Source organism: Mycobacterium sp. GA-1199, from assembly GCF_001500045.1.
In the GTDB taxonomy this organism is placed as follows: Bacteria; Actinomycetota; Actinomycetes; order Mycobacteriales; family Mycobacteriaceae; genus Mycobacterium.
In genome coordinates this window covers 56,447-83,229 of sequence record NZ_LQIX01000003.1, presented here as the reverse complement: position 1 = coordinate 83,229, position 26,783 = coordinate 56,447, and the positions used below count along the sequence as shown (strand labels likewise).

Genomic DNA, 26,783 nt, shown 5'->3' with positions numbered 1-26,783 from the left:
TCGTCGCATGGGCTCCGCTGACCGCATCCGGACCGCAGGCACGACGGCCGCGGTGATGCTCGCGGGCTCGCTGCTGCTCCCGGCTGGCGCGGCGGCGCAACCGGCCGCCGAGACCGAGGTGCAACCCGCCCCGCCGGCGCCCGAAGTCCTGCACAACGTCATCTACCGAGCGCGTGCGGACGGCACCTCCCGCGGGGCGGTCGTCGCGTACAAGATGGACGACCACAACGTCAACAGCGCACAGCCCACGCTGCTGCCCGGTCAGACGTTCGAGGTCAACGCGGTGCTGGCCGATCCCCAGCTGGCCGGCATGGAGATCTCCATCGAATGGCCCTACGGCTCCAACCTGCACTGCGAGATCCTCGTCGACGACCAGATCGTCGCCAAGGCCGACCAGTTCATCGCACCGCGCCTGCTCCGGCCCAAGGACGACCCGATGTACGGGGTGCTGCAATGCGGAGCCCCGCTGAACCTGCCGATCGACGGGTCGGCCACCCCTCCGGCCGACGTCGGCACACAGCCGCCCCAGGCGTGACGACTTACGGCCGCCACCCGGTGGTGTCGGCCCACTCCCACGCACGCCGGTAGGCGTCGAGGAACCAGGGCTCCTTCGCGTCGGCATAGGCTCCTGTCGAGACGTGCCCCTCCCCGGCGACCCGCCGCTTCAAGGAGAGGTAGTCGGCCTGGGCGCCGGGGTTCGCGCGCATCCAGTCCACGAACAGCAGTGCGAACTGCTGACCCGGCCATCCGTCGACGCGAATGTGAACGTTGGTCGGCCGTCCTGGATCGGCCGAGCTGTGAATACGCTTGTGCCACAAGGCCTCATCGTTGGAATGGTCGAACTCGGCGACAGTGCTGCGGGCATCGGGCTTAGCGACGTCCGCGGTGACCGGCCCGCGCACATAGCCGGCTGAGGTCAGTGCATCGGCGAGTTCGTCGGCATCCGCAAGCGACGCGACCGTCACCTGAACGTCGATCACGTCCTTGGCGTCCATCCCCGGCACCGCGGTCGACCCGACGTGGTCGACGCGGACGGCGCGGTGCCCGCATGCGGTGTTGAGTCGCGCCACGATACGCCGCGCCTGATCGGGCCAGGCCGGGTCGAAGGGCACCAGGACCGGCTTCGAGGGCGCGGGCCGATACTCGTGCAGGTTGTGCGCGAACGGCAGGATGCGCTCGTGCCACAGCGCGCGGGCTTTCTCGACCAGTTCGCCCGCGGTGCCCGAGTTGTCGAGCCAGACGTCGGCCACCGCGCGGCGCTGTTCCTCGGTGGCTTGGGCGGCGATCCGGGCCCGGGCGTCCTCTTCGGTGAAGCCCCGGTACTCGATCAGCCGCTTCACCCGCAGCTCCTCATCGGCGTGAACGATCACCACCAACGGAAACATCGGCGCCATACCGGATTCGACGAGCAGCGGGATGTCCTCGATGATCACGGCGTCGTCGGCCGCGGCAGCGATGAGCTCGGACCGGCGGTGGGCCACCAGTGGGTGCACGATCCCGTTGAGCGTTTGACGCTTCTCCTCGTCGCTGAACGCGATCGCGGCCAGTGCGGGGCGGTTCAACGCCCCGTCATCGTGCAGGATCTCGCGGCCGAACGCGTCGACCAGCTTGGCCAACCCCTCGCTCCCCGGTTCGACGACCTCCCGGGCGATCACGTCGCCGTCGACGACGATGCCCCCCAGATCACTGAACGTCGAAGACACGGTCGATTTTCCGGCGCCGATACCGCCGGACAGGCCAATGCGCAGCACGGCACCAGTCTGTCAGGGCCGCTCGACGACGAGGGCCCCGGCTCGGTGAGCCGGGGCCCTCGGTCGTTACGAGTTAGGCGTTGCCTGCGAGCTTCTCACGCAGCGCCGCGAGTTGCGCGTCGCTGGCCAGCGAGCCGCCCGCCGACTGCTCCTCGCCGCGTGAAGCGCCGTTGGCCGCCGGACGGCTGGCCGCCTCGGCCTCGGCCGCGGCGAACTTCTCCATCTGCGCGGTGTGCATCTTGTGCCGGCGCTCGGCCTCGGCGTAGCGGGACTCCCACTCCTCACGCTGCTTCTCGAAACCCTCGAGCCACTCGTTGGTCTCGGAGTCGAAGCCCTCCGGGAAGATGTAGTTGCCCTGCTCGTCGTAGCTGTCGGCCATGCCGTACTTGCTGGGGTCGAACTCCTCGGTGTAGTCCTCGTTGGCCTGCTTGAGGCTCAGCGAGATGCGGCGACGCTCCAGGTCGATGTCGATGACCTTGACCATCGCGTCGTCGCCGACCTGCACCACCTGATCCGGCACCTCGACGTGGCGCTCGGAGAGCTCGGAGATGTGCACCAGGCCCTCGATGCCCTCTTCGACGCGGACGAACGCACCGAAGGGCACCAGCTTGGTGACCTTGCCAGGCACGATCTGGCCGATCGCATGCGTGCGGGCGAAGTGGCGCCACGGGTCTTCCTGAGTTGCCTTGAGCGACAACGAAACCCGCTCACGATCCATGTCGACGTCGAGCACCTCGACGGTGACCTCGTCGCCCACCTGAACCACCTCGGACGGATGGTCGATGTGCTTCCAGGACAGCTCGGAGACGTGCACCAGGCCGTCGACGCCGCCGAGATCGACGAACGCACCGAAGTTGACGATGCTGCTGACGACGCCCTTGCGGATCGCGCCCTTCTGCAGCTGGTTGAGGAACTCGCTGCGGACCTCGGACTGGGTCTGCTCCAGCCACGCGCGGCGGCTCAACACGACATTGTTGCGGTTCTTGTCGAGCTCGATGATCTTGGCCTCGATCTCCTTGCCGATGTACGGCTGCAGATCGCGGACACGGCGCATCTCGACCAGCGACGCCGGCAGGAAGCCGCGCAGACCGATGTCGAGGATCAGGCCGCCCTTGACGACCTCGATGACGGTGCCCTTGACGGCCTCGTCCTTCTCCTTGAGCTCCTCGATGGTGCCCCAGGCGCGCTCGTACTGGGCGCGCTTCTTGGACAGGATCAGGCGGCCTTCCTTGTCCTCCTTGGTGAGAACGAGGGCTTCGACCTCATCGCCCACGGAAACGACCTCGTTGGGGTCGACGTCGTGCTTGATGGAGAGCTCACGGGAAGGGATGACGCCTTCGGTCTTGTAACCGATGTCGAGCAGGACTTCGTCACGGTCAACCTTGACGATGGTTCCCTCGACGATGTCGCCATCGTTGAAGTACTTGATGGTCTTGTCGATGGCGGCGAGAAAGTCCTCGCTCGAGCCGATGTCGTTGACGGCTACTTGGGGCGAGGTGACGGAGGGACTTGGCATGTGGTGGGTTGCTCCGGACAGGTTCGATCGTAGGGACTTAGGACATTCGAGTTAAGGGTGTTACCCGCCGCAGAAGATGACAAAAACCACAGACAGGTACCCGTAGAGGTTACTCGACTGGGCACATGCTGGACAAACTCGGTCCCCACCGGCCGCTAGTCTGCTCTGGTGTCACATCCCGGCGCCCCGCATCACCCCTGGCTGGTTGCACCGCCGTTCCAACGCAAGGTTCGCAAAGTCGGGGCGCCGCTGGCGGTGCTCATCCTGCTCGCCACGGTCGTCGGGCTGATCATCATCGGGCTGACCGCGCTCAATCCGATCGGCGCCGGCATCGGGCTGGTGCTGTCGAGCCTGGCCATGGTGGTCGTGGTCCTGGCGTATGTGTGGCTGGACCGCTTCGAGCCCGAACCGCCGCGGTTGTTGGCCTTCGCCTTCCTGTGGGGCGCATCGGTCGCGGTCGTGTTGTCGGTGATCCTCGGGCTCTACCTCGAGTCGTTGATCGTCACAGGTGACTCAGACGGGGTCAGCCCCGTTTCGGTGGTGGTCATCGCGCCGGTCATCGAGGAGGCGGCCAAGGGCGCGTTCCTGCTGGTCATGATGACCGGCCGCCGCCGCCGGGAGTTGAACTCCCTGACCGACTGCCTGGTCTACGCCGGGCTGGTCGGCGCCGGATTCGCCTGGCTGGAGGACATCCTGTACATCGCCAGCGGTGAATCGCTCGGCGACTCGCTGCTGACGGCGGCATTACGACTGGTCATGGCCCCATTCGCGCATTCGCTGTTCACCACGTTCTTCGGTATCGGCGTCTACTTCGCAATGCACCGCCGCGACTCGTCCGCCAAGGCCGGCGCTGTTGTCCTCGGGTACCTGGCGGCGGTCTTCACCCACGCGCTGTGGAACGGGTCGTCGCTGCTGGGCGTCGGCTGGTATTTCGGTATCTACCTGTACTGGATGATGCCGCTGTTCGCGCTGGCGATCGTCCTGGGCGTGCAGAGTCGCCGTCGCGAGCAGGCGATCGTCGCGAGCAAGCTGCCCGGCATGGTGCACGCCGGTCTGGTCACGCCCGTCGAGGCCGCCTGGCTGGGCTCGCTACGGAACCGCAAGCTGGTGCTCGCCCAGGCCGCCCGCCAGGGAGGGCGCCCGGCCCGCAATGCGGTCAAGAGGTTCGCCGGCCAGGTCGTCGAGTTGGCGTTCGTGCGCGACCGCATCGACCGCGGGTTCGGCGATCCGCGGGTGCAGGCGATGCTGGTCGAGGAGACCTACGCGCTCTACGCCGCCCGGGCCGCCGCTGGCCCGGCGCTGCAGTCGTTGGCCGGCTACCGCGCGCCCTGACCTGTATGCCTGCGGTGCTGAAACAGCTGCCACAGCACCAGCCCGGCTTGCAGCCCCAACGCCACGGAGATCATCGAGATCACCGTCGCCGGGAAGGCGGAGTCTCCGTCGGCGCCGAAGAGTTCGGTCACCCCGATCAGGCCCAACGACCCCGGCACGAGCAACCAGAAACCGGGCAGGATCATCGTGATGGCCGGCGGTGCACCGCGTCGGCGGGATATCGCCAGCGCGGCGACCGTGAGTACCAGCCCGCCGCAGAAGCCGCTGGCGTAACTCCCGAGCATGAGGTCGCCGGCGAACTGGGCGGCGAATGCGGTGTACACGATCAACGTGAGCCACGGCAGGAATGACAGGGGCGGCGCCAGGAAGAGCAGTACGCCGACGGCATAGACCGCGACTCCCACCCACGGCGACCACGGCCCGATCTTGTTGACCACATCGGGACTGAGCTGGCTGCCGTCTGCGCCGAGCAGCTGGGTGGCGATGAGAATGCCGAAAGCCAGCTGGGCGATCTGCATGAAACCACTGATCAACCGGCTGGAGCCGGAGATGACGTCCCGGGCGGTCAATTCGACCACGGCCAGCGTGATGGCGGCACCGGGCAGGAAGGTCGCCAGCGGCGGGATCAGGGCACGTAGGCTGACGTGGTCGAGGCCCATGCGTTGTGCGCCGGCGATGCAGATCGCCGACACCGCGAACGCGCTGATGGCCGGGATCAGATGTTGCAGCACGGCGACGCGGCGGCCGGCCGCGCTGAAGGCACCCACCATGAACCCCAGCACGGTGGCGACCAGCAGATTCAACGGCGTCGGCTCCATCACCAGCGCGAGACCGGCGCTCTGGACGCCGTACCCGAACACGGTGACCCAGCTCGGATACCTGCTGCGCATCGCCAGGATGTCATCGAGTCGGGCTTCACCCTCCTCAGGAGAGACCCGGCCGTGCCGGGCATCGGAGATCAGTCGCGCCAGCGGGAACGTCTGGTCGAACCGCAGGTCCTGATCGAGGTTCGCCGCCTCGACCACCGTCCCGCTATCGGTGGAGGGACCCACCACCTGCACGTAGTTGGGCAGCGCGATGTAGTGGTTGGGCACGCCATAGGCCGCCGATACCTGAGCCAGCATCTGCCGGATCAGGGTGACCGGATAGTTGGCGGCACCCATGGCCGCCCCCAACCGAGCGATGAACCGGATTTGTTGGTGCGCAACGGATTCGGTCATCGCGATGGCTCTCTAGTGCGCCGCGGCATCCCAGCTGCGGCCGTAGCCGACCGACACCTCGAGCGGCACGTCCAGCGGATAGGCGTTGCCCATCTGCTCGCGGACCAGGGCCTCGACCGTCTCCCGTTCGCCCTCGGCGACCTCGAAGAGCAGCTCGTCGTGCACTTGCAGCAGCATCCGCGACTTCAGGCCGGCGTCTTTGAGCGCCGTGTCGACGTTGATCATCGCGACCTTGATGATGTCGGCCGCGCTGCCCTGAATCGGCGCGTTGAGCGCGGCACGCTCGGCGGCCTCGCGGACGTTGCGGTTGCTGCTGTCCAACTCCGGCAGATAGCGCCGCCTGCCGAACACGGTGGACGTGTAGCCGTCCTTGCGCGCCTGGTCCACCACGTTGCGCAGGTAGTCGCGCACCCCGCCGAACCGGTCGAAGTACTGCTCCATCTGCACCTTGGCTTCTTCGGTGGAGATCTTGAGCTGGGCGGCCAGCCCGTAGGCGCTCAGCCCGTAAGCCAGCCCGTACGACATCGCCTTGACGCGGCGTCGCAGTTCGGCGTTGACCTCGTCGATCGGCACCGAGAATGCCCGTGATGCGACGAAGGAGTGCAGGTCCTCTCCGGTGCGGAATGCCTCGATCAGGCCCTCGTCCTTGGACAGGTGCGCCATGATGCGCATCTCGATCTGGCTGTAGTCCGCGGTTATCAGCTCCGCGTAACCCTTGCCCACCACGAAGGCATCGCGGATCCGGCGACCGGCGTCGGTGCGGATCGGGATGTTCTGCAGGTTCGGCTCGGTCGATGACAACCGTCCGGTCGCCGCGATCGTCTGGTTGAACGTGGTGTGAATGCGACCATCCGACGCGACGGAATTGAGCAGCCCGTCGACGGTGACCTTCAGCCGCGTGGCGTCGCGATGGGCCAGCAGATGCTGCAGGAACGGATGGCCGGTCTTGTCGAACAGCGACTGCAAGGCGTCGGCGTCCGTCGTGTAACCGGTCTTCGTGCGCTTGGTCTTGGGCATCTCCAGCTCGTCGAACAGCACCACCTGCAGCTGCTTCGGCGAACCGAGGTTGATCTGCTTGCCGATCACCGCGTACGCCGCCTCGGCCGCATCGCGGATGTGGTCGGCGAACTCGCTCTGCAGCCGGCCGAGTTCCTCGAGGTCCACCGCGATGCCCGCGGTCTCCATCTCGGCCAGCACCCGCTGAACCGGCAACTCCATGTTGCTCAGCAGCGCCAGCGAGTCGATGCGGGCCAGTTCCTCGTCGAGCGCGTCGGCGAGGTCCATCACCGCGCTGGCCCGCAGTATCACGGTCTGCACGGCCTGGTCATCGACGCCGTCCGTATCGTCAAGCAGCGAAAGCTGTTGCTGCTTAGGGTTTTCGGCGCGCAGTTCGCGTTTCAAATAACGCAGCGAGAGGTCGTCGAGCGTGAAGCTGCGCTGCCCGGGCCGGACCAGGTATGCCGCGAGCGCGGTGTCCGAGGTAACCCCCGCCAGCTTCCACCCACGGCCCTCGAGGTCGTGAATCGCAAGCTTGGCCTCGTGAAGCGCCTTCGGCGGGCCGGGGTCGGCGAGCCATGAGGCCAGCGCGGCCTCGTCCTCCTCGGTCAACGTGGCCGTGTCGATGTAGCGCCCGTCGCCGTCGGCCGCGACGATGCCCAACGCCGTCGCGTCCGCGTCGAAGGCCAGATGCGTGCCGACGACGGCCAGCCCGAACCGCTTGCCCGAGCTGTGCTCGGCCAGCCACGCCGCGAGCTCTCCCGGTTCCAGGGCCCGCCCGCGCACGTCGAAGCCCTGATCGACCTCCGGATCCGCCGAGGCCAGCGTGTCGAACAGCCGATCCCGCAGGACGCGGAACTCCAGGTCGTCGAACAGCCGGTGGATCTGGTCGCGATCCCACGGCTGCATGCGCAGGGTGTCGGGGGTTTGCGGCAGCGGCACGTCCTTGACGAGATCGGTCAGTTCCCGGTTGAGCACGACGCTGGACAGGTTGGCCCGCAACGCGTCCCCGACCTTGCCCTTGACGGTGTCGACGTTGTCGACCAACGCCTGTAGTGAGCCGAACTCCGCGATCCACTTGGTCGCCGTCTTCTCGCCGACACCGGGGATGCCGGGCAGGTTGTCGCTGGGGTCGCCGCGCAGGGCCGCAAAGTCGGGGTACTGCGCAGGGGTCAGGCCGTACTTGTCCAGCACCGCCTCCGGCGTGAACCGGGTCAGTTCGCTGACGCCCTTGCGGGGATACAGCACCGTGACGTCATCGCTGACCAACTGCAGCGAGTCGCGGTCTCCCGTGACGACAAGGACCCGGTAGCCGCCCTGCTCGGCCTGCGTGGCCAGCGTGGCGATGATGTCGTCGGCCTCGAAGCCCGGTTCGGCGAGCACGGTGATGCCCAGCGCGCCGAGCACCTCCTTGGTGATGTCGATCTGGCCGCGGAACTCATCGGGCGTCGACGAGCGGCCCGCTTTGTACTCGGGGTATTTGTCGACGCGGAACGTCTGGCGCGACACGTCGAACGCGGCGGCGATGTGGCTGGGTTGCTCGTCGCGCAGCAGGTTGATCAGCATGGCGGTGAACCCGTACACCGCGTTGGTGGTCAGCCCGCCCTGTGTCTTGAAGTTCTCGGCCGGCAGCGCGTAGAACGCCCGGTATGCCAACGAATTGCCGTCGAGCAACATCAATGTCGGCTTCTGGTCGGTCGGCTGGGACGCCGTCTTCTTGCCGGTGGCGGTGGTGGCAGGGCTCACGGCCTTAACTCTATGCATCCGGCCCGACATCGAGACCACCGCCGCAGCGACCAACCCGGGCCCGCGAATGTGCGATTTCATCCCCGACTCGCCGCTGCGGTCGAATGCTTTCGCACACTCACGACGCGGCGTACCGTTCCTCCCACTGAACTGGAACACGTTTCAGTTCTGCCGCATGACTCGGTACTCTGAGCGGGTGTCAGCTTCCACTCAGCCCGCGATCGACGGTTGGTTCGCCACCGCCGGGTCCGGAGAGCCCTATCTGATCGGCGGCAAGTGCCACCAGTGCGGCACCTACGTTTTCCCGCCCCGCGCCAACAACTGCCCCAACCCGGCATGCGACGGTGACGAACTGGCGCAGGTTCCGCTGTCGCGGCGCGGAACCCTGTGGAGCTACACCGAGAACCGTTACGCTCCCCCGCCTCCGTATCCGGCGCCGGATCCCTTTGAGCCCTTCGCCGTTGCCGCGGTGCAACTCGCCGACGAGGGCCTGATCGTGCTCGGCAAGGTCGTCGAGGGAACCTTGGCCGCCGACCTGAAGGTCGGGATGGAGATGGAACTGACCACGATGCCGTTGTTCGTCGACGAGGACGGTGTCGAACGTGTCGTCTACGCGTGGAGGCCCGCCTCATGAGTCCCGAACCGCTGTACATCCTCGGCGCCGGCATGCACCCGTGGGGGAAATGGGGCCGCGACTTCACCGAGTACGGCGTCGTAGCCGCGCGGGCGGCGCTGGCCGAGGCGGGCCTGGACTGGCGTCAGATCCAGCTCGTCGCGGGAGCCGACACGATCCGCAACGGTTACCCCGGCTTCGTGGCCGGCTCGACGTTCGCGCAGAAGCTGGGCTGGAACGGTGTGCCCGTGTCGTCGAGTTACGCCGCGTGCGCCAGCGGCTCGCAGGCACTGCAGAGTGCCCGGGCCCACATCCTCGCGGGATTCTGCGATGTGGCGCTCGTGATCGGCGCCGACACCACCCCGAAGGGCTTCTTCGCCCCGGTCGGCGGCGAGCGGAAGAACGACCCCGACTGGCAACGTTTCCACCTGATCGGCGCCACCAACACCGTCTACTTCGCCCTGCTGGCGCGCCGCCGCATGGACCTCTACGGCGCCACGCTGGAGGATTTCGCCGCGGTGAAGGTGAAGAACGCCAAGCACGGGTTGGATAATCCGAACGCTCGCTACCGCAAGGAAGCCACGATCGACGACGTGCTCGCCAGCCCGGTGGTCTCCGATCCCCTTCGGCTGCTTGACATCTGCGCGACGTCGGATGGTGCGGCCGCGTTGGTGGTGGCGAGCAAGTCGTTTGCCGAGAAGCATCTGGGCTCGGTCGACGGGGTGCCGTCGGTGCGCGCGATCAGCACGGTGACACCGCAGTACCCGCAGCATCTGCCCGAATTGCCGGACATCGCAACGGATTCCACGGCAGTGGTGAATGCACCCGAGCGGGTGTTCAAGGACCAGATCCTCGACGCCGCCTACGCCGAGGCCGGTATCGGCCCGGAGGACCTGAGCCTGGCCGAGGTGTACGACCTGTCCACCGCGCTCGAACTCGACTGGTACGAGCATTTGGGCCTGTGCCCGAAGGGGGAGGCCGAGCAGCTGCTGCGCAGCGGTGCGACGGCGATCGGCGGGAAGATCCCGGTGAACGCGTCCGGCGGCCTGGCATGTTTCGGTGAAGCCATTCCGGCGCAGGCCATCGCGCAGGTGTGCGAGCTGACCTGGCAGCTGAGAGGACAGGCGACCGGCCGCCAGGTCGAGGGCGCCAAGGTCGGCGTCACCGCCAACCAGGGCCTGTTCGGGCACGGCTCGTCCGTGATTGTTGCTCGCTAGGCAGTTCGAACCGTACGGCCCCTCGTACTGGGGCGCCATCGCCGTGTTCGTGGCCGGCGCCGTCGTGCTGGTGTGGGCGGGCCACAGACAGACGGACGCCCAGGCACAGCGGTGGGGCCGCGCGCTCGGCGGGCTGACCGCGCTGATCTACGGCGCGGTCCTGGTCTACAACCTGGTGCCGCCGACGCTGGCCGGTTCGGTGCCCCTTCAGCTCACCGACCTCGCGACCGTCGTCGCGGCCTACGCGCTGTGGTCCCGACGGCAGTGGGCGTATGCGCTCACCTACTACTGGGGTCTGGTGCTGAGCGTGCAGGCGCTGATCTCACCGGTGTTGCGGGGGCCCGACTTTCCGCACTACCGCTTCCTCGCCTTCTACGCGATCCACCTGCTCGTGGTGTGGGCGGCGATCTATCTGACGTGGGGCCGCGGTATGCACCCCGATTGGCGCGACTACCGGCTGGCGGTGGCGGTCACCAGCGTGTGGGCCGTGGTGACCGTCGTGTTCAACAGGATCGCCGACACCAACTACGGCTTCACGAACTACAAACCGGATACCGCGTCGGCGTTGGACATCCTGGGGCCGTGGCCGGTGTACATCGTGGTGACCGCCGCGCTGGTGTTCGCCGTGTGGGCGTTGATGACATGGCCATGGGTGCGCCGATGATAGTCGTCGTCCGGGTCAAGCCCGGCAGCGCGAAAGGCCCGCTGGTGCAGGTCGACGATGCCGGCGAGCTGACGGTGTACGTGCGTGAGCGCGCCGTCGACGGCAAGGCCACCAAGGCCGTGATCCAGCTCCTCGCGTCGCATTTTGGAGTACCGCCCTCGCGGATCGGCTTGGCATCGGGGGCCGCATCGCGGATCAAGCGCTTCACAATCGAGCGTTGAGCGCAAAGTCAGGTCAGGCGACGCCGAGGTAGGCGGCGCGAATGCTGTCGTCGCTCAACAACTCTCGGGCATTCCCGGTGCGGGTGACCTCACCGGTCTCGAGGATGTAGGCCCGGTCCGAGCGGCTCAGCGCCTGCTGGGCGTTCTGCTCGACCAGCAGCACGGTGGTGCCTTGAGCGTTGATCTCCGCGATGATCTTGAAGATCTGCGAGATCACCATCGGCGCCAGGCCCATCGACGGCTCGTCGAGCAGCAGCACCCGCGGCCTGGCCATCAGCGCACGGCCGATCGCGAGCATCTGCTGCTCACCACCCGACAGCGTGCCGCCGACCTGGCTGCGCCGCTCGGCCAGGCGCGGAAACGTCTCCAGGATCCAGTCCAGCCGCTGCTTGTGCTCGGAGCGGGAGGGGAACCTGCGGCCGTAGCAACCCATTTCGAGGTTCTCCACGACCGTCATGCCTGGGAACACGCCGCGCCCCTCGGGCGCCTGCACCAGCCCCTCGATCACGCGTTGGTGGGCCTTGACCTTGCTGATGTCGCGACCCTCGAACCATATCGAGCCCGCCGTCAGGGGCAGCAACCCCGAAATCGCGCGCATGGTGGTCGTCTTACCGGCACCGTTGGACCCGAGCAGCGTGACGAGCTCACCCTCGTGAACCTTCAACGAGATACCGTGCAGTGCACGGATTCTCCCGTACTGCACGACGATGTCGCGCAACTCGAGGATGACGGGCCGTTCGGATGCCTGATCACTCGACTGCGTCATCGGACACCCCCAGATAGGCTGCGATGACCTTCGGGTCCTCGCGGATCTCCGAAGGCAGGCCGTCGGCGATCTTGCGCCCGAACTCCAGCACGACGATGCGATCGGTCACGCCCATCACCAGCCTCATATCGTGTTCGATCAACAGCACCGTGTAGCCGTCGTCGCGGATCTTCTGGATCAGTTCGATCAAGGCGGCCTTCTCGCGCGGGTTGAACCCGGCGGCCGGTTCGTCCAGACACAACAGCTTCGGTTCGGTGGCCAGTGCACGCGCGATCTCCAAGCGGCGCTGGTCGCCGTAGGGCAGATTCTTGGCCTTCTCCTCGCCGCGGTGCCCGATCCCGACGAAATGCAGTAGCGCCGCCGATCTTTCGATGGCCGAGCGTTCCTCGCGGCGGTGACGCGGGGAGCGGACCAGCGCGCCCGGCACCGAGGTGAAGTGCCGGGCGTCGGTGCCGACCATGACGTTCTCCAAAGCCGTCATCTCGCCCCACAACCGGATGTTCTGGAAGGTGCGGGCGATACCGCGCCGGGTGATCTGGTGACGTTTGATTCGGCCCAGCGGCGCACCGTCGAATGTGACCGTGCCCGACGTGGGGCGGTACACCCCGGTGATCGCGTTGAAGCATGTGGTCTTGCCCGCCCCGTTCGGCCCGATCATGCCGAGGATCTCACCGCGGCGGATGTCGAACGACACCGAGTCCAGAGCTGTCAACCCGCCGAACTTCATTGTGAGATCGGTTGTCCGCAGAAGAATTTCACCCTCAGCGGCCTGGATCTCGCGGTGGACGCCCGCCAGCTCTTCGATGGTCATCGCGCCGACTCCTTCTCCGGCGAACGCAGCAGGTCGCGTGCGGCCTTGCCGTAGGCCAGCAACTGCGCTCGTGCCGGGAACAGGCCCTGCGGCCGGAAGATCATCAACATCACCAGCGCCAGCCCGAAGAACAGGTACTTCAGGTCGCCGAGGTTGATGCCGAGGAACTCCACACCCAGCAGCCGGTTCGGCAGGTAGACGATGATGAACGCACCGACCACCACGCCGAGCTTGTTGCCCTGCCCGCCGAGCACCACCGCGCACAGGAAGAGCATCGAGTTGATGATGTTGAAGGTCGGCGGCGCCACGAACTGCACCTGACCGGCGTACAGGGCGCCCGACAGCCCGCCGATCGCCGCCCCGATGACAAAGGCCCACAGCTTGAACCGGAACGTGTTGACGCCCATCACTTCCGCGGCGTCCTCGTCCTCGCGGACCGCGATCCAGGCACGTCCGACCCGGCTGCGTTCGAGGTTGCCCACCAGGACCAGGATCCCGATCATCAGCACGATGCCCAGCCAGAACCACCACGTCCCGTAGTTGGCGTCGCCCGCGGAGTTACCGCTGGAGAAGACGCCGTCGGGCACGCGTTCGCTGGCACCCACCCGCGGATAGGCGACCTCGTTCAGGCCGCGGGGCCCGTTGGTCACCTCGGAGAGGTTGTCGGCCATGAGCCGGATGATCTCGCCGAAACCCAGCGTGACGATCGCCAGATAGTCGCCGCGCAACCTCAGCGTCGGCGTACCCAGGATGAGACCCGTCAGCGCGGTGATGGCCATCGCCAGTGGCACACAGGCCAGCCAGGCCCAGTCCTCGTTGAACCACCCCGTGGCGCCCATCTTGTTCCATGGACTGTTCGGACTGGTCAGCAGCGCAACGGTATACGCACCCACGGCGTAGAAACCGACGTAGCCGAGGTCGAGCAGGCCGGCCTGGCCGACGACGACGTTGAGGCCGATCGCGATGATCGCGACCATCGCGAACTGTGCCATCGTGCCGCCGAAGCTGATGTTCGGCGTGTTGAGGAAGGGCGGCGGAAACAGCGGCAGCAGCGCGAGCAGGCCGAACGCGAGCAGACCGAAGCCCCACTTCTGTACGCGGGAAAGCCCGTCCCACCAACGACGCAGTGCGTCGCCGGGTGCCAAGACCTTCTCGCTGGCCCTCATGCGCGCGCCTTCCCGAGGCTTTCGCCGAGTATCCCCGTCGGCCGGAAGAACAGCACCAGAACCAGCAGCACGAAGGCCACGACGTCACGCCACTGGGTCCCGAACACGGCCTGTCCGTAGTTCTCCATGATGCCCAGCAGCAGTCCGCCCAGCAGGGCGCCGCGCAGGTTGCCGATGCCGCCGAGGACCGCGGCCGAGAATGCCTTGATGCCCAGCAGGAAGCCGCCGGAGTAGATGATGCCCTGCGGCACCTTCAGCGTGTACAGCAGCGCGGCGGCACCCGCCAGAAGGCCTCCGATCAGAAACGTCGTCATGATGATGCGTTCGCGGGAGACTCCCATCAGGGTCGCAGTGTCCGGGTCCTGCGCCACCGCCCGAATTCCGCGGCCGAACCTGGTTCGGTTGATGGTCAGGTCGGTCATCAGGGCGAGGACCAGCGCCGCACCGACGATGATCAGCGTGATGTTGGACACCGCGGAACCGAAAACCGTGAACTGGGTTTCGGGCGCGACGAGCCGGATCGGTTGTTGCGCATTGGATCCGCCGTACCCGTCGATGATCTTCGGCAGGATGAAGTGCACGAACTCCTGCAGCACGAACGACATGCCGATCGCGGTGATCAGAAACGACAGCCGGTCGGCCTTGCGTCGCCGCAGCGGCCGGTAGGCCACCGCCTCCAGGCCGACCGCGGTGGCGCCGGACACCGCCATCGCGAACAGCATGGCGATCCCGAGATACAGCACCGTCAGCGCGACGCCCTTGTCGTAGGTGTTACCGCTCGGTGTGAAGCCCAGGATCATGTCGAGGCAGAAATAGGCGCCGAACATGCCGAACATGAACACTTCCGAATGCGCGAAGTTGATCAGCTTGAGCACGCCGTAGACCAACGTGTAGCCGACCGCCACCAACGCGTAGATTGCCCCCCACGACAGGCCGTCGATCGTCAACTGCCAGAAGCCGTCTCGCAACCCGTCGAGGTTGAAGCTGATGTTCGCGGCCAAGCAGGTGTACTGGTCGACGCACTCGGGTGGGATCCCGGTCATCCGGTGGCGGCTCCTCGCGGGAACGGGCCTCTAGCGAAAACGCGTCCGAGCCTTGCGGTCTCGGACGCGTTCGCCTCAGCGGCTATTGAACTTTGTAGATCCAGATCAGGCTGGTGGTCAGCTCACCGTTCGGGGTCCACTGGTACTGCCGAGCCACGCCGCGACCGTTGTAGTTGCGGACGAAGTCGAGCAGCGCGGGCCGGGTGATGGCGCCGGAGTCGATGCCCTTCAGCAGGATGGCGCCCAGGTCGTAGCCCTCGCTGCTGTAGGTGCCCGGTTCCTGGTTGAACTTCTTGGTGTACTCGTCGGCGAAACTGCCGGTGGCCGGGCCGCACGGGCAGGACAGCACGGCGTCCTTGGACGCGTCGCCGGCCTGCTTCACGAACTCGGGGTCCTTGGTGCCGTCGGCGCTGGCGAACGTCCCTTCGTACCCGCCGTCGCGCAGCTGCTGTACGAACGGCGCCGCCTCAGCGTAGTAGCCGCTGAAGAACACCGAGTCCGGGTTGGCGCCCTTGATCTGGGTCACCGCCGCCGAGAAGTCCTTGTCGCCCTTCTTGACCGAGATGTTGCAGGACGAGTCGGCCACCGGGCCGAGCGTCTCACGAACGGTCTGCCCCAGCCCCAGGCCGTAGTCCGTGCTGTCGTCGACCACGCAGACCTTCTTGTGGCCGAGGGTGTTCTTCAGGTAGTTGGCCACCGAAGGCCCCTGAACGCCGTCGTTGCCCAGACCGCGGAAGAAGGTCCGCCAGCCCTTGTCGGACAGCGTCACGTTGGTCGCCGAGGCTGTTGCGGCGACGAGCCCGGCCTGATTGAAGACGTCGCCGGTGGCCATGGTCTCACCGGAGAAGGCGGGACCGATCAGGCCGATGGTGGAGGCGTCGTTGATGATCTGCGGCGCGATCTGGGTGGCCTTCTGCGGGTCGCCTTCGGTGTCGAAGGTCTTCAGTTGGACCTGGCAACCCGGGTTCGCGGCGTTGTGCTTGTCCACGGCCAGCTGAATGCCGTTCTTGATGTTGATGCCCAGTGCCGCGTCGGGGCCGTTGAGCGCACCGGCCATGGCCAGCGACACCGGCGGGCACTGCGCGTTGCCGTCACCGGCGGGATCGGCGGGCGCGGCACCCTCGTCGGCCTTGACTTCGGCCCCGTTCTCGTCGATCTGCACCTGTTCGACGATCTTCAAAGCAGTCTGCGCCTCACCACCCTCGCTCGGCTCGGCCTGCTGGCAGCCGGCCATGCCGAGCACAACCAGACCAGCGCTGCTGATAGCAAATGCTTTCCGTGCCACGCGACCGCGCACGCTTCACCTCCGGGTCGTTGTGTTGGTCGGCTCCGGCGCCTCAGCCCGGCGGGCGGGGGCGGCGACGTTCCGGGAAGACCATAGCCAACGCTCGGCGCTGGTGCGCGCTGTTGAACGACGCGTCGCGGTCGCCGCGGTCAAAATCGCGTCATCGGAAACGCAGTTTTTACCGGGTCGCCGGGCCGGAAGTCAGCTCGGTTCCGGCGCACCGCTGGGCGTGTCGAGGGTTTCGAGGACCACTTCGGCGACGCGTTTCATGGTGGTGCGCCGGTCCATCGCGGCGCGTTGGATCCACTTGAACGCCTCGGGTTCGGTCATCCCCTGTTTGGTCTGCAGCAAACCCTTCGCCCGTTCGACGAGCTTGCGCGTCTCGAGCCGGTCGGACAGCGTGGCAACTTCCTGCTCCAGCGCGGCGATCTCCCCGAAGCGGCTCACCGCGACCTCGATGGCCGGGATGAGGTCGGTGACAGTGAAGGGTTTGACCAGGTAAGCCATGGCGCCGGCATCCCTGGCGCGTTCGACCAGTTCCCGCTGACTGAACGCGGTGAGGATGACGATCGGCGCGATGCGCTTGCCGGCGATCTCGGCGGCCGCGTCGATGCCGTCGCGACGGGGCATCTTGACGTCCATGATCACCAGGTCGGGCTTCAAGCTCTCGGCGAGATCGACGGCCTCCTGTCCGTCGCCCGCCTCACCGACGATCTCGTAGCCCTCTTCGCGCAGCATCTCGGCTAAGTCCATCCGGATGAGCGCTTCGTCTTCGGCGACGAGAACACGGCGTCCCTTCACGGCCTCGGGTGGTGCCCCAGCAGCGGTTGCCATGGAAACCATTGTGGCGGTAGCAGTGCCGTTCAGCGAGTTCGGGGCATCATCTAAGGTGGTAAGCCGCGCAACAGAGCCGTACACCTACCAGAGCCCTCGTAGCCCAATTGGCAGAGGCACACGACTCAAAATCGTGACAGTGTGAGTTCGAGTCTCACCGAGGGCACCAAGAATCGGCAGGTCCAGCCAGTTCGGCGTTACGCTCTAGTCGTGGAGATGAGGCTGCGGCCGGTCTGCGTTCCCGAAGTGGCGCTGCAGAACCGGACGCCCGCCCGGGTTCGGCACCACGCGGAACGGTCCGTGCGGCGCCGCCGGGTGCTCGACGTCACCGCAATGATCAGCGCCGCCATCAGCGCCTTCTTCGGTTTTCAGGGTCTGCTCGTCGGCGTCGAAGTGTGGTGGATCCCGGTCCTCAGCCTTGTCAGCGCTGTCGCGTTCGCGACGATCCCGCTGCTGTGCCGGTTCGGCGAACTCGTCGCACCGCTGGTGTTCTTCGCCGTCGCGTACGTGACGATCGCGATTCAGTGCATCCAGCTCGGCACCGGGTCGGGACTGCAGTTCTACTTCGTCGTCGCGGCGGCGATCGTGGTGATCATCCTCGGCATCGACCACATCGTGCTGGCCTCGGTGCTGTCGGCGCTGGGCGCGGCGACGGTGGTGGCACTGGAGTTCCTCGTCCCCGACGACACCGGCGTTCAACCGGACTGGGCCCGCACGATTTCGTTCATCCTCACCGTGGCCACGGCGTGGATCCTCGTCGTCGCCACGCTGTGGTTCGCGCTACGGGAGATCCGCCGGGCGCGGTTGGCGATGGAAGCCGAATACCAGCGCTCCGAACGGCTGCTGACGAACGTCCTGCCCGCGACCATCGCCGAGCGGCTCAAAGATCCGACCCGCACGGTCATCGCCGACAGGTACGACGACGCGTCAATCCTGTTCGCCGACATCGCCGGGTACACCGAGCGGGCCAGCGACACCAATCCGGTCGATCTGGTCCGGTTCCTCGACCGGCTCTACACGGATTTGGACGCACTCGTCGACCGTCACGGCTTGGAGAAGGTCAAGAGCAGCGGCGACTCCTACATGGTGGTCAGCGGTGTGCCACACCCACGGCCGGATCACCTCGAAGCGCTGGCCTGCCTGGCGCTCGACATGGCCGACGCCGTCGCCGACCTGCGCGACCCACGCGGACGCAAGGTGCCGCTGCGGATCGGTCTGGCCGCGGGTCCGGTTGTCGCCGGGGTCGTCGGGGCGCGCAAGTTCTTCTACGACGTGTGGGGCGATGCGGTCAACGTCGCATCCCGGATGGAGAGCACCGACGTCGAGGGACGCATTCAGGTGCCCCACGACGTGTACGAACGCCTGCGCAGCACGTTCGTGCTGGAGCCTCGCGGCGAGATCGAGGTCAAGGGCAAGGGCGTCATGAGGACGTGGTACCTCGTCGGACGTCGCGACGACGCGGCCGTGCGCGACGCGGTGGAACTCGAACCACTCAGTTTTCGACCTCAGTCGGTTTGAGCCGCTCGGCCAGCGCGGCCAGCCGCCACAGGGTCTCCCGGTTACGCGGGTACACGGCGATATCGCTCAACTTGTTGGGCATGACCGCCGCGGGACCGCTGACCGGCATCTCCGTCATCTCCACCCGGCAACCGTCGGGAATGTCGTGCAGGCGCAGGATGATTCGTGCGCCACCGAATGGACGACCCTTGGCGTGCAGCACCAACTCCTCGGGCGGCACACTCTTCTCGACCACGGTTTTGTCGTCGAGCAGCAGCGGCCAGACACCCACCGAATGGCGGATCTCGGATCCCGGGGCCGGCCAGTTCGGGTCGACGGCTCGCATCCGGCTGTTGCCGACCACCCATTGCGAGTACGTCCATCCGTCGGCCATGACGTCCCAAACCTGCTGACGAGAGGCGTGAATATCGCGTGTCACAGTCACGGCGAGAGATATACCCGTTCGCTGGAAAACGACTCACCCCCGCGACTGTGCAATCGCAGACGCAAAACGCCGCGACCGGCGTCGTGAAACGCACAGTCGCGGCGTCGGTAGCGCGCGAACCTACTAGACCTTGCGGTTCTCGGACTTGATCAACCAGGCCAGCTTCTCGAGGCCTTCGATCAGCTGATGGAGGATGTCGGCGGAGGTCGGGTCCTCGGCGTCCACGGCGTCGTGAACCTGACGCATCGTGTCGACAGCGGCGTACACCCGGCCCGTGATCAGGTCGACGGCATCCTGCGTGCTCACCGCGTAGGCGGGGAACTGCGGTAGCGAGGTGCCGGCGGTGACCGTGTCCGACCGTCCGTCGGGCCATGCTTCAAGCGCGCGCATCCGCTCGGCGATGGTGTCACTGCCCTCACGGGCGAAGTCGACGAGTTCGTCGAGCTGTAGATGAAGGTCGCGGAAGTTGGTGCCGACGATGTTCCAGTGCGCCTGCTTACCCTGGAGATGCAGCTCGACCAGATCGACGAGAACCCGCTGCAGGCTGTCGCTGAGTTCCGGTGAGGCCTCGAATGCCTGGATATCTGCTTCTGAACGACGTGTTGTGGTGGTCATGATCGCTACAACCCCTCCTTGTTTGGACTGATTCCAGTTTAGCATATTTTCCTGGTCAGAGGCTGTTTTGTTGGTCCTGTTTTTCCAGGAGACGGGCGTATCCGGCGCCCATGCCCAGCAGCACCAGGCCGACGACGATGAACACCACGACCCGGAAGATGCCGTCGAGGGTGCCCAGGTCGAACAGGAACAGCTTCGCCATCGCCGCGGCCACCAGCGCCAGTCCCCCGGCGATCGGAACGGACCGGTCGGCTCGACCCAGCCGCGCCGCGTAACCGAACAACGCGGCGGCCAGGCCGATCCAACAGATGGTCGCCGCCATGTGACCGGCGTAGAAGCCGCTGTCGGTGCCACCGATCAGCACGCCGGTGGTGACGGCGAAGGTGGTGACGGCGTATCCCGCGACGACGGCGGCGGCCGCCCACCAGGCGGAGTTGCGGCGGTCGAACGCCCACACGATCGTCACCGACCACGCGATCAGCAGGATGCTGGCGATCAGCGTCGATGCGGCCACCCCGGCGCTGGTCGACGTTCCCCACAGCAGCGCGGGCGGCGGCGCCCAGCTCAGGTAGTAGATGGCGCCGACGGCTGCGAAGCCGATCGAGATCGCCTTGGCCATGGCGTGCTGCCGCCCTGCCGTCGCCACCACCAGAGCCATCGCGAACAGAACCGGTCCCGCGATCGGGCCGTCGAACGCCACCACCACCGCGGTCAGCGCCGACAGCGCCGAGAGCACCGTCCAGATGCGCCGCACCGCGCCGTCCACTCCCGGCAACCGGTCGCTGATGAGCACGATGGCAAGCAGACCGGCCGCCAGTGCGGCCGCCATCAACGCCGCGACGACACGGTCGACGGCCAGTGCGACCGACAGCACAGGCAGCACACCCGCGCCCGTCAGCACGGCCATCGCCGACTTGTTCGCCGTACCTGGCAGCAGGATGAGCGCGGCGGCGATCGCGAGCAGCGCCGCGATGCCACACGCCCCGACCAGCCACGGATCGCGTCCGTCGGCGAAGTACACCCCGAGCAGCGCCACCAACAGCGGCAGCGTGCCCGCCGCGATCCGGGCGGCGTGCAGCCAGAGCCAGTCCTTGCCGATCTGCACGGGCAGCGAGGCCGCCGACAGCGCAAGCATGAACGCCACGAGCAGCAGCGTGACACCACCGACCACGATCGGCGCCAGCACCAACAACGGCACCAGCACGAGCAGCCCCAACTGCTCGGAGTCCCAGCGCCTGGCCAACGTGAGCCCGCCGCCGCCGATCAGTGCGGCGAGAACCAGCCCGGCGGGCGCAGACACCCAGTCGTAGATCGTGGTCAACGCGATGACGTCCATATAGGCCGCGGCGATACCGGTCGCCGTCAAGGCAACCGCCCCGGTGCGGCCGCCCGGCCTGCGATACAGCCACCAGCCGGCACCCACAAGTCCACCGGCCAGCGCCGCCCCCGCCGCGACGCGGATCTCCGGCCTCAACAGCCCCGCCTGCGCGGCCAGCACGAGCAGGAACACCACCCCGATCAGCGTCACCGCGACACCGGCGACCGCCAGCAGCTTGCCGATCCAGCCCTCGTCCCGGGCCGGCTTCGGCGGGGAATACCCAACGGGCTCAACGTGATGCGGCTGGTACTGCGGCGGCGCGACGTAAGTCTGCGGCACGTGTTGCGACGACGACACCAGCTGCCGGTCGAGTTCGGTCAGGTCCGCCGACACCCGCGCCAGATACGCGGAGATCGCGGCGACGTCAGCGGACAGGCGGGCGACAACAGCTCGCTGCGGTTCGGTCATGCAGCCATCGTCGCAGCGCGACGGCGCCACGGGATGAGTAGGACTACTCGTCAAGCCCGTGTTCGATCGCGTATCGCGCCAACTCGACGCGGTTGGCGACCTGTAGCTTGCGGAACGTGGCCTGCACGTGGTTCTCGACGGTGCGGTGGCTCAGCGACAGCCGCGCGGCGATCTGTTTGGCGGTCAGCCCTTTGGCGACGTAACGAAGTATCTCGGTCTCCCGTTCGGTCAGGCTCGGGGTTTCCGGCCCGCTCCGCGTCTGCGCGATCCGCCGGTACTCGCCGAGTACCAGGCCAGCCAGGCCGGGGGTGAACACGGCCCTGCCCTCGGCGGTGGCGCGAACCGCATCGCCGAGTTCCTGTTTCGATGCGCTCTTCACCAGATAACCGGTCGCCCCGGCCTTCACCGCCTCGAGCACGTCCTCTCGTTCGTCGGATGCCGAGAGCACAAGGATCTTCGACGACGGCGACACCGCGAGCACTTCCGCGGTCGCCTGCGCGCCGTCACCATCGGCGAGCCGCATGTCCATCACCACGACATCGGGCTGGACCGCTGCGGCGCGGCGCCGGGCAGCGCCCACGCCGTCGGCGGTGGCGACCACGGTGAAACCGTCCTCTTCGAGGTCGCGGGCCACCGCGTCGCGCCAGATGGGATGGTCGTCGACCACCATCACCGTCGGGGTAGCGTCAGTTCCCATTCCGTCCCGCTCTCCGGCCCGGTGGTCAGCTTGGCGCTGCCACCCAGCCAGTTCATCCGTCCGACAATCGATTTCGCGACACCGATGCGACCCTCCCGCACCGCTTCCTCGAGCCGTCCCTCGGGGATCCCGGTGCCGTCGTCACGGATGCTCACCGTGATCGTGTCGCCGAGGTCTTCGAGGAGCACGTAGGCATGGGCACCCGGCCCGGCGTGGGCGACCACGTTGTCGAGCGCGTTGACGACCGCGGCGGACAACTCCGTGGCGACGACGGCGTCGAGGAGCACCGGTTCGGCGGGCAGGCTGACCGAGACGCGGTCGGACGCCCGCTGTCGCAGCAACGCGCCGACGTCGGTCATCGCCCCGACGCGTGGTTCGGCCTCACCGGAGCTGACCAGCCGCCTCAGCGCACGTTCCTGCTCGCCCGCGAGTTCGGCCAGTTCGGCTGTCGCTCCCCCGATTTCGCGGCCGCGGCGCGAGACCAGCGCGAGCACCTGGATGGCGCCGTCATGCACCTCTCGAGACAGCCGTTCGCGCTCCTGGTGGGCCGCCGCCAGCCGAGTCGCCTGCTCCAATTCGGAATGGGCCCGTCGGGCGGTCTGCGCGGCCATGCCCACCGCGAGGCCGACGGCGAGTTCGATGACGATGGTCGCGTTGCGGCCGAGGTCGTAGTTGATGAAGCCCTTGACGACGGTGCTGGCGGCCATCACGAGCACGCCGGTGAACATGCCCGCGATCGGCCCCGCGACGATCGCCGCCGAGATCGTCGCATTGGTCGCCCACAGCGTCGTCGGCCACGACTGGTTGTCGAACGCCCACTGGGAGGAGGCAACCACCTCGGTCGACAGAATCAAAGCCAGGACCACCCCGATCTCGGCCAGCACGAACGCCGGGCGCCGGCCGAACCCCTGCAGATAGGCGACGGCGCACAGGGCACTGAACCCCAGCAGCACGGCGAACAACGTCCACGCCACGCCCGGGCGGTCCAGGTCGGGGTTCACCGACACCTGAAATCCGAGCGCGTACAGGCAACTCAGCAGTCGGAACACCTGGGCGGCCCGCCACAGCGGTGTCGCCGGATCCGGGGCGTTGGCCGGCATCTGTCTACAGCACCTTGGACAGAAACGCCTTCGTGCGTTCGTGCTTCGGGTGGGACAGCACTTCGCGCGGCGGTCCGCTCTCCACGACCACGCCGCCGTCCATGAACACCAGTTGGTTGGCCACCTCGCGGGCGAACCCCATTTCGTGTGTCACCACAACCATCGTCATACCCTCGGCGGCAAGCGTTTTCATCACTTCGAGGACTTCACCGACAAGTTCGGGGTCCAGCGCCGAAGTGGGTTCGTCGAAGAGCATCAGTTTGGGGCTCATCGCCAAGGCGCGGGCGATCGCGACGCGTTGCTGCTGACCGCCCGACAGCTGGGCGGGATAGGCGTCGGCTTTGGTGGTCAGCCCCACCTGGTCGAGCAGGTCTCGGGCGCGCGCTACCGCCTCGTCCTTCTTGACGCGTTTGACGTGAATGGGCGCCTCGATCACGTTCTCGAGCACGGTGCGGTGGGGAAACAGGTTGAAGTGCTGGAAGACCATGCCGATGTCGCGGCGCTGCCGGGCAGCTTCGCGCGGGGGCATCTCGTAGATTTTGTTGCCCCGCTGCCGGTATCCGATCAACTCCCCGTCCACGTACAGGCGCCCGGCATTGACCTGTTCGAGGTGGTTGATGCACCGCAGGAACGTGGACTTGCCCGAGCCGGAGGGCCCGACCATGCACAGCACCTCGCCGCGTCCGATCTCGAGCGTGACGCCCTTCAGCACCTCCAACGCACCGAAGTTCTTGCACACGGCCTCGGCTTTGACCATCGGTGTCACGGGTGCGCCTCCCCGAGCGTCTGCGCCTTGGCCAGCGCCTCGAGTTGTTTGGTGGTCAGCTTGCGCGACGCACCGCGCGAGTAGTGGCGCTCCAGATAGTACTGGCCGACCATGAGCACGCTGGTGATCGCCAAATACCACGTCGCGGCGACAAGCAGGAGTGGAACGGGTTCGAAGATGCGCGCGGCGATCTCGCGCGAGGTGATGCCGTACAAGTCAAGCGTGAAAGGCACCGCGGTCACCAGCGACGTGGTCTTCAGCATGCTGATCACCTCGTTGCCGGTCGGTGGGATGATCACCCGCATCGCCTGCGGAAGCACGGTGCGCCGCATGGTCATCCCCCACGACATGCCCAGCGCCGTCGAGGCCTCGGTCTGACCCTCGGGCACGGAACTGATTCCCGCACGGATGATCTCGGCCATGTACGCGGCCTCGTTCAGCGCCAGTCCGAGGATTGCCAGCAGGAAGGGGATCGACAGCGACTGCAGGTCCACCTGAAGCAGCGAGGGCCCGAACGGCACCCCGAGCTGAACGTTCTGGTAGATCGTCGGCAACAACCCCCAGAACACCAGCTGCACATACACCGGCGTGCCGCGGAAGATCCACAGATACACCCACGCAACGGCTTTCAACACCGGGTTCGGAGACAGCCGCATCACCGCAAGCAGCACACCCAGCACGATCGCGAGAACCATCGAGTAGATGGTCAGCTGCACTGTGTTGAGCACCCCCACCGTCAACACCCGTTCGTTGAACAGGTACTCCCAGTACGTCGACCAGCGGTAGGAGTCGTTGGTCGCCGCGCCGTAGAGGAACAGGGCAACGAGTATGACGATGACGACCGCCGCCACCCACCGCCACGGATGGCGCAGCGGCACCGCATCGATGGCGGCAGGGGCATCGGGTGATGACGTGTCGACATCGCTCATGGAAACGTCCTCTACGAGACCGCGCCGTTGATGACGGGTTTGTCGATCATCCCGTTCTCAACGCCCCAGTTGACAGCGATCTCGCGGTAGGTGCCGGTTTCGATCAGATGCTCGAGCGCCTTCTGCAGTGCCTGCGCGAGGGCCGACCCCTTCTGCACGGGCCATCCGTACGGCGCCGAATCGAAGATGTCACCGGCGGGTTCGAGCTTTCCGTTACTCTGCTTGATCGCGTACGAGGTCACCGGGGAGTCCGCCGACATCGCGTCGACCTGACCCAGCACCACCGCGTTGGTGGCGGCGTCCTGCCCGTCGAACGGAACGATCTCGATCGGCGGCTTGCCGGCATCGGTGCACGCCTTGCTCTTCGCCGGAAGTTCCTCGGCCTCTTGGGTGGTGGTCGCCTGCACCGCCACCTTCTTGCCGCACGCGTTGTTCGGGTCGATCGAGGATCCCGGCCGCTGCGCCCACATCGTGCCCGCGTTGAAGTAGGTGACGAAATCGACGGTCTCCTCACGCTCTTTGGTGTCGGTGAACGACGACATGCCGACGTCGTAGGTGCCACCCTGGATCGACGGGATGATCTTCGCGAAATCCGATTCTCGGTAGTCGGGGGTCAATCCGAGCGTGGCCGCGATCGCGTTCATCAGGTCGACGTCGAAGCCGACGATCTTGCCGCTCGGATCCTTGAACTCGTTGGGCGGGTACGGAATGTTGACACCGACGACCAGCTCTCCAGACGACTTGATGTCCTCCGGAACGGTATTGGCGATTGCTTCGACCTTTTCCGCCGGCGCTGTGGAGGACGGACTGGTGGCATCCTCACCGGCACCGCTTCCCCCGCCGCTTGCGCATCCCGACATCGCCAGGGCGCCGGCCGCGGCGAATACGACTGCGAAACGCCAGAATCTACCTCGACGGTTGTGACACTCACCTAACACGGATGCCCTACTTTCTGCGTCGTGGGATCGATGTGCAGCACCGGTACCGGAACAGTAGTAGAGACGCCACGCTGGGGCAGGGGAACCAAATTGCGCATGCGCGGGGCCTGACGACTGACGGCCGAATCGATATCGAAATGCGACGACCATTTGCGTTTCGCTATGCCACACTGCGCCCATGACTAGCACCGCGCCGCCCAACCTGCTGCGGCATCTGTGGAAAACAACCTTGGTCTCCGGACTTCTCGCCGTCATTCTCGGCGCGCTCATCTGGCTGTGGCCGGGCAAGACAATCGTGGTCGCGGCGATTTTCTTCGGGGCGTACCTCTTGGTCGCCGGCATCACTCAGGTGATCTTCGCGTTCAGCCTGGACGTCTCAGCCGGCGGCCGGGTTCTCCTGTTCATTTCCGGCGCCGCGGCGCTGGTCCTTGCGGTGTTGTGCTTCCGTAGCCTGCAGGAGTCGATCCTGCTGCTGGCCATCTGGATCGGCATCGGCTTCATCTTCCGCGGCGTGGCGACGGCGGTCTCGGCCATCAGCGACCCGACGCTTCCCGGTCGTGCCTGGGAGATCTTCGTCGGCGTGATCAGCCTCATCGCGGGCGTCGTCATGCTCGCGCTGCCGTTCGAGTCGCTCGCGATCCTGACGGTCGTGGCCGGCATCTCGCTGGTCGTGATCGGCATCTTCGAGATCGTGTCCGCCTTCGGGATTCGCAAAGCCTCCAAGGACCGTGACAACGCAGCAACACCCGCCTCACCTGCGGCCGAGGAGCCGGTGAGCTAACCCACACTGACATCTACTACACCCTGTCGTAGGCTGGCGCCACAGCCA

The 26,783-nt window shown here is 66.6% G+C and carries 26 protein-coding genes and 1 tRNA gene; 9 read left to right on the top strand and 18 right to left on the bottom strand.

What is annotated here, in order from left to right; genetic code table 11:
• Positions 1-7: 7 nt before the first annotated feature.
• On the top strand, positions 8-535 hold the full coding sequence (locus AU198_RS04175) for a hypothetical protein (protein WP_064346237.1): 528 nt from the start codon (positions 8-10) through the stop codon (positions 533-535).
• Positions 536-539: 4 nt separating this feature from the next.
• On the opposite strand, the gene coaE is transcribed toward AU198_RS04175, so the two are convergent.
• Both coaE and rpsA read right to left on the bottom strand, forming a co-directional pair.
• Positions 540-1,751 carry a dephospho-CoA kinase gene (coaE, locus tag AU198_RS04170; protein ID WP_064346236.1) on the bottom strand — a complete coding sequence of 404 codons (1,212 nt, stop codon included), beginning with the start codon at positions 1,749-1,751 and terminating at the stop codon, positions 540-542.
• A gap of 73 nt (positions 1,752-1,824) precedes the next feature.
• Positions 1,825-3,267: a 30S ribosomal protein S1 gene (gene rpsA, locus AU198_RS04165; RefSeq protein WP_064346235.1), complete on the bottom strand. Its 1,443-nt coding sequence runs from the start codon at positions 3,265-3,267 to the stop codon at positions 1,825-1,827.
• Positions 3,268-3,435: 168 nt separating this feature from the next.
• On the opposite strand from rpsA, the gene AU198_RS04160 reads away from it, so the two are divergent.
• A complete protein-coding gene (locus AU198_RS04160) occupies positions 3,436-4,599 on the top strand; it encodes a PrsW family intramembrane metalloprotease (RefSeq protein WP_064346234.1) in 1,164 nt (387 codons plus the stop codon).
• On the opposite strand, the gene AU198_RS04155 is transcribed toward AU198_RS04160, so the two are convergent.
• Both AU198_RS04155 and polA read right to left on the bottom strand, forming a co-directional pair.
• Positions 4,584-5,819: a threonine/serine exporter family protein gene (locus AU198_RS04155; RefSeq protein ID WP_064346233.1), complete on the bottom strand. Its 1,236-nt coding sequence runs from the start codon at positions 5,817-5,819 to the stop codon at positions 4,584-4,586. The genes AU198_RS04160 and AU198_RS04155 overlap by 16 nt on opposite strands.
• A 12-nt stretch (positions 5,820-5,831) precedes the next feature.
• Positions 5,832-8,579, bottom strand: a complete 2,748-nt coding sequence (gene polA / locus AU198_RS04150; protein ID WP_197416021.1) for a DNA polymerase I — start codon at positions 8,577-8,579, stop codon at positions 5,832-5,834.
• Positions 8,580-8,757: 178 nt separating this feature from the next.
• On the opposite strand from polA, the gene AU198_RS04145 reads away from it, so the two are divergent.
• From AU198_RS04145 to AU198_RS04130, 4 genes are read left to right on the top strand one after another with little or no spacing between them, the layout of a single operon-like run.
• Positions 8,758-9,195 (top strand): Zn-ribbon domain-containing OB-fold protein, encoded by a 438-nt coding sequence (locus AU198_RS04145; protein WP_064346296.1) that lies wholly within the window; start codon positions 8,758-8,760, stop codon positions 9,193-9,195.
• Positions 9,192-10,391 (top strand): lipid-transfer protein, encoded by a 1,200-nt coding sequence (locus AU198_RS04140; RefSeq protein WP_064346295.1) that lies wholly within the window; start codon positions 9,192-9,194, stop codon positions 10,389-10,391. Before AU198_RS04145 ends, AU198_RS04140 begins: the two co-directional genes overlap by 4 nt.
• Positions 10,381-11,055 (top strand): YwaF family protein, encoded by a 675-nt coding sequence (locus tag AU198_RS04135; RefSeq protein WP_064346231.1) that lies wholly within the window; start codon positions 10,381-10,383, stop codon positions 11,053-11,055. Before AU198_RS04140 ends, AU198_RS04135 begins: the two co-directional genes overlap by 11 nt.
• The gene (locus tag AU198_RS04130) at positions 11,052-11,276 is read left to right on the top strand and encodes a DUF167 domain-containing protein (RefSeq protein WP_064346294.1); all 225 of its coding nucleotides are present in this window, start codon (positions 11,052-11,054) and stop codon (positions 11,274-11,276) included. Before AU198_RS04135 ends, AU198_RS04130 begins: the two co-directional genes overlap by 4 nt.
• 13 nt (positions 11,277-11,289) lie before the next feature.
• Here AU198_RS04130 and AU198_RS04125 read toward each other — a convergent pair whose 3' ends face one another.
• The 6 genes from AU198_RS04125 to AU198_RS04100 all read right to left on the bottom strand — a co-directional run bounded on the left by AU198_RS04125 (position 11,290) and on the right by AU198_RS04100 (position 17,181).
• Positions 11,290-12,042: an ABC transporter ATP-binding protein gene (locus AU198_RS04125; protein WP_064346230.1), complete on the bottom strand. Its 753-nt coding sequence runs from the start codon at positions 12,040-12,042 to the stop codon at positions 11,290-11,292.
• The gene (locus tag AU198_RS04120) at positions 12,026-12,853 is read right to left on the bottom strand and encodes an ABC transporter ATP-binding protein (RefSeq protein WP_064346229.1); all 828 of its coding nucleotides are present in this window, start codon (positions 12,851-12,853) and stop codon (positions 12,026-12,028) included. Before AU198_RS04120 ends, AU198_RS04125 begins: the two co-directional genes overlap by 17 nt.
• Positions 12,850-14,019 (bottom strand): branched-chain amino acid ABC transporter permease, encoded by a 1,170-nt coding sequence (locus AU198_RS04115; protein WP_064346228.1) that lies wholly within the window; start codon positions 14,017-14,019, stop codon positions 12,850-12,852. Before AU198_RS04115 ends, AU198_RS04120 begins: the two co-directional genes overlap by 4 nt.
• Positions 14,016-15,062, bottom strand: coding sequence for a branched-chain amino acid ABC transporter permease (locus AU198_RS04110; protein ID WP_064346227.1), 1,047 nt, complete (start codon positions 15,060-15,062; stop codon positions 14,016-14,018). The genes AU198_RS04115 and AU198_RS04110 overlap by 4 nt, the downstream gene beginning before the upstream one ends.
• An 82-nt stretch (positions 15,063-15,144) precedes the next feature.
• Positions 15,145-16,359, bottom strand: a complete 1,215-nt coding sequence (locus AU198_RS04105) for a branched-chain amino acid ABC transporter substrate-binding protein (RefSeq protein WP_064346226.1) — start codon at positions 16,357-16,359, stop codon at positions 15,145-15,147.
• Between the two features lie 189 nt (positions 16,360-16,548).
• On the bottom strand, positions 16,549-17,181 hold the full coding sequence (locus AU198_RS04100; protein WP_064346225.1) for an ANTAR domain-containing response regulator: 633 nt from the start codon (positions 17,179-17,181) through the stop codon (positions 16,549-16,551).
• A 92-nt stretch (positions 17,182-17,273) separates the two neighbouring features.
• Between AU198_RS04100 and AU198_RS04095 the strand changes: the two genes are divergently transcribed.
• Together AU198_RS04095 and AU198_RS04090 are read left to right on the top strand one after the other, a co-directional pair.
• Positions 17,274-17,350: transfer RNA gene (locus AU198_RS04095), tRNA-Leu, on the top strand.
• 47 nt (positions 17,351-17,397) lie between these two features.
• Positions 17,398-18,699, top strand: coding sequence for an adenylate/guanylate cyclase domain-containing protein (locus AU198_RS04090; RefSeq protein WP_064346293.1), 1,302 nt, complete (start codon positions 17,398-17,400; stop codon positions 18,697-18,699).
• On the opposite strand, the gene AU198_RS04085 is transcribed toward AU198_RS04090, so the two are convergent.
• The 8 genes from AU198_RS04085 to AU198_RS04050 all read right to left on the bottom strand — a co-directional run bounded on the left by AU198_RS04085 (position 18,674) and on the right by AU198_RS04050 (position 25,876).
• Entirely contained in the window at positions 18,674-19,123 is a 450-nt protein-coding gene (locus tag AU198_RS04085; RefSeq protein ID WP_064346224.1) for an SRPBCC family protein, read from the bottom strand. The genes AU198_RS04090 and AU198_RS04085 overlap by 26 nt on opposite strands.
• A gap of 123 nt (positions 19,124-19,246) precedes the next feature.
• A complete protein-coding gene (locus tag AU198_RS04080; protein ID WP_064346223.1) occupies positions 19,247-19,738 on the bottom strand; it encodes a Dps family protein in 492 nt (163 codons plus the stop codon).
• A gap of 55 nt (positions 19,739-19,793) precedes the next feature.
• Positions 19,794-21,524 (bottom strand): DUF2339 domain-containing protein, encoded by a 1,731-nt coding sequence (locus tag AU198_RS04075; RefSeq protein ID WP_064346292.1) that lies wholly within the window; start codon positions 21,522-21,524, stop codon positions 19,794-19,796.
• A gap of 43 nt (positions 21,525-21,567) precedes the next feature.
• Positions 21,568-22,221, bottom strand: a complete 654-nt coding sequence (locus AU198_RS04070) for a response regulator (RefSeq protein ID WP_064346222.1) — start codon at positions 22,219-22,221, stop codon at positions 21,568-21,570.
• On the bottom strand, positions 22,194-23,321 hold the full coding sequence (macS, locus tag AU198_RS04065) for a MacS family sensor histidine kinase (RefSeq protein WP_197416016.1): 1,128 nt from the start codon (positions 23,319-23,321) through the stop codon (positions 22,194-22,196). Before macS ends, AU198_RS04070 begins: the two co-directional genes overlap by 28 nt.
• A gap of 4 nt (positions 23,322-23,325) precedes the next feature.
• Complete coding sequence (locus AU198_RS04060) at positions 23,326-24,078, bottom strand: amino acid ABC transporter ATP-binding protein (protein ID WP_082690864.1); 753 nt, start codon at positions 24,076-24,078, stop codon at positions 23,326-23,328.
• 5 nt (positions 24,079-24,083) lie between these two features.
• Positions 24,084-25,016: an amino acid ABC transporter permease gene (locus AU198_RS04055; RefSeq protein ID WP_064346220.1), complete on the bottom strand. Its 933-nt coding sequence runs from the start codon at positions 25,014-25,016 to the stop codon at positions 24,084-24,086.
• 11 nt (positions 25,017-25,027) lie between these two features.
• Positions 25,028-25,876, bottom strand: a complete 849-nt coding sequence (locus AU198_RS04050) for an ABC transporter substrate-binding protein (protein WP_156431479.1) — start codon at positions 25,874-25,876, stop codon at positions 25,028-25,030.
• A 256-nt stretch (positions 25,877-26,132) separates the two neighbouring features.
• Here AU198_RS04050 and AU198_RS04045 point away from each other — a divergent pair, with 256 nt between their 5' ends.
• Positions 26,133-26,735: an HdeD family acid-resistance protein gene (locus AU198_RS04045; protein WP_064346218.1), complete on the top strand. Its 603-nt coding sequence runs from the start codon at positions 26,133-26,135 to the stop codon at positions 26,733-26,735.
• Positions 26,736-26,783 lie beyond the last annotated feature (48 nt).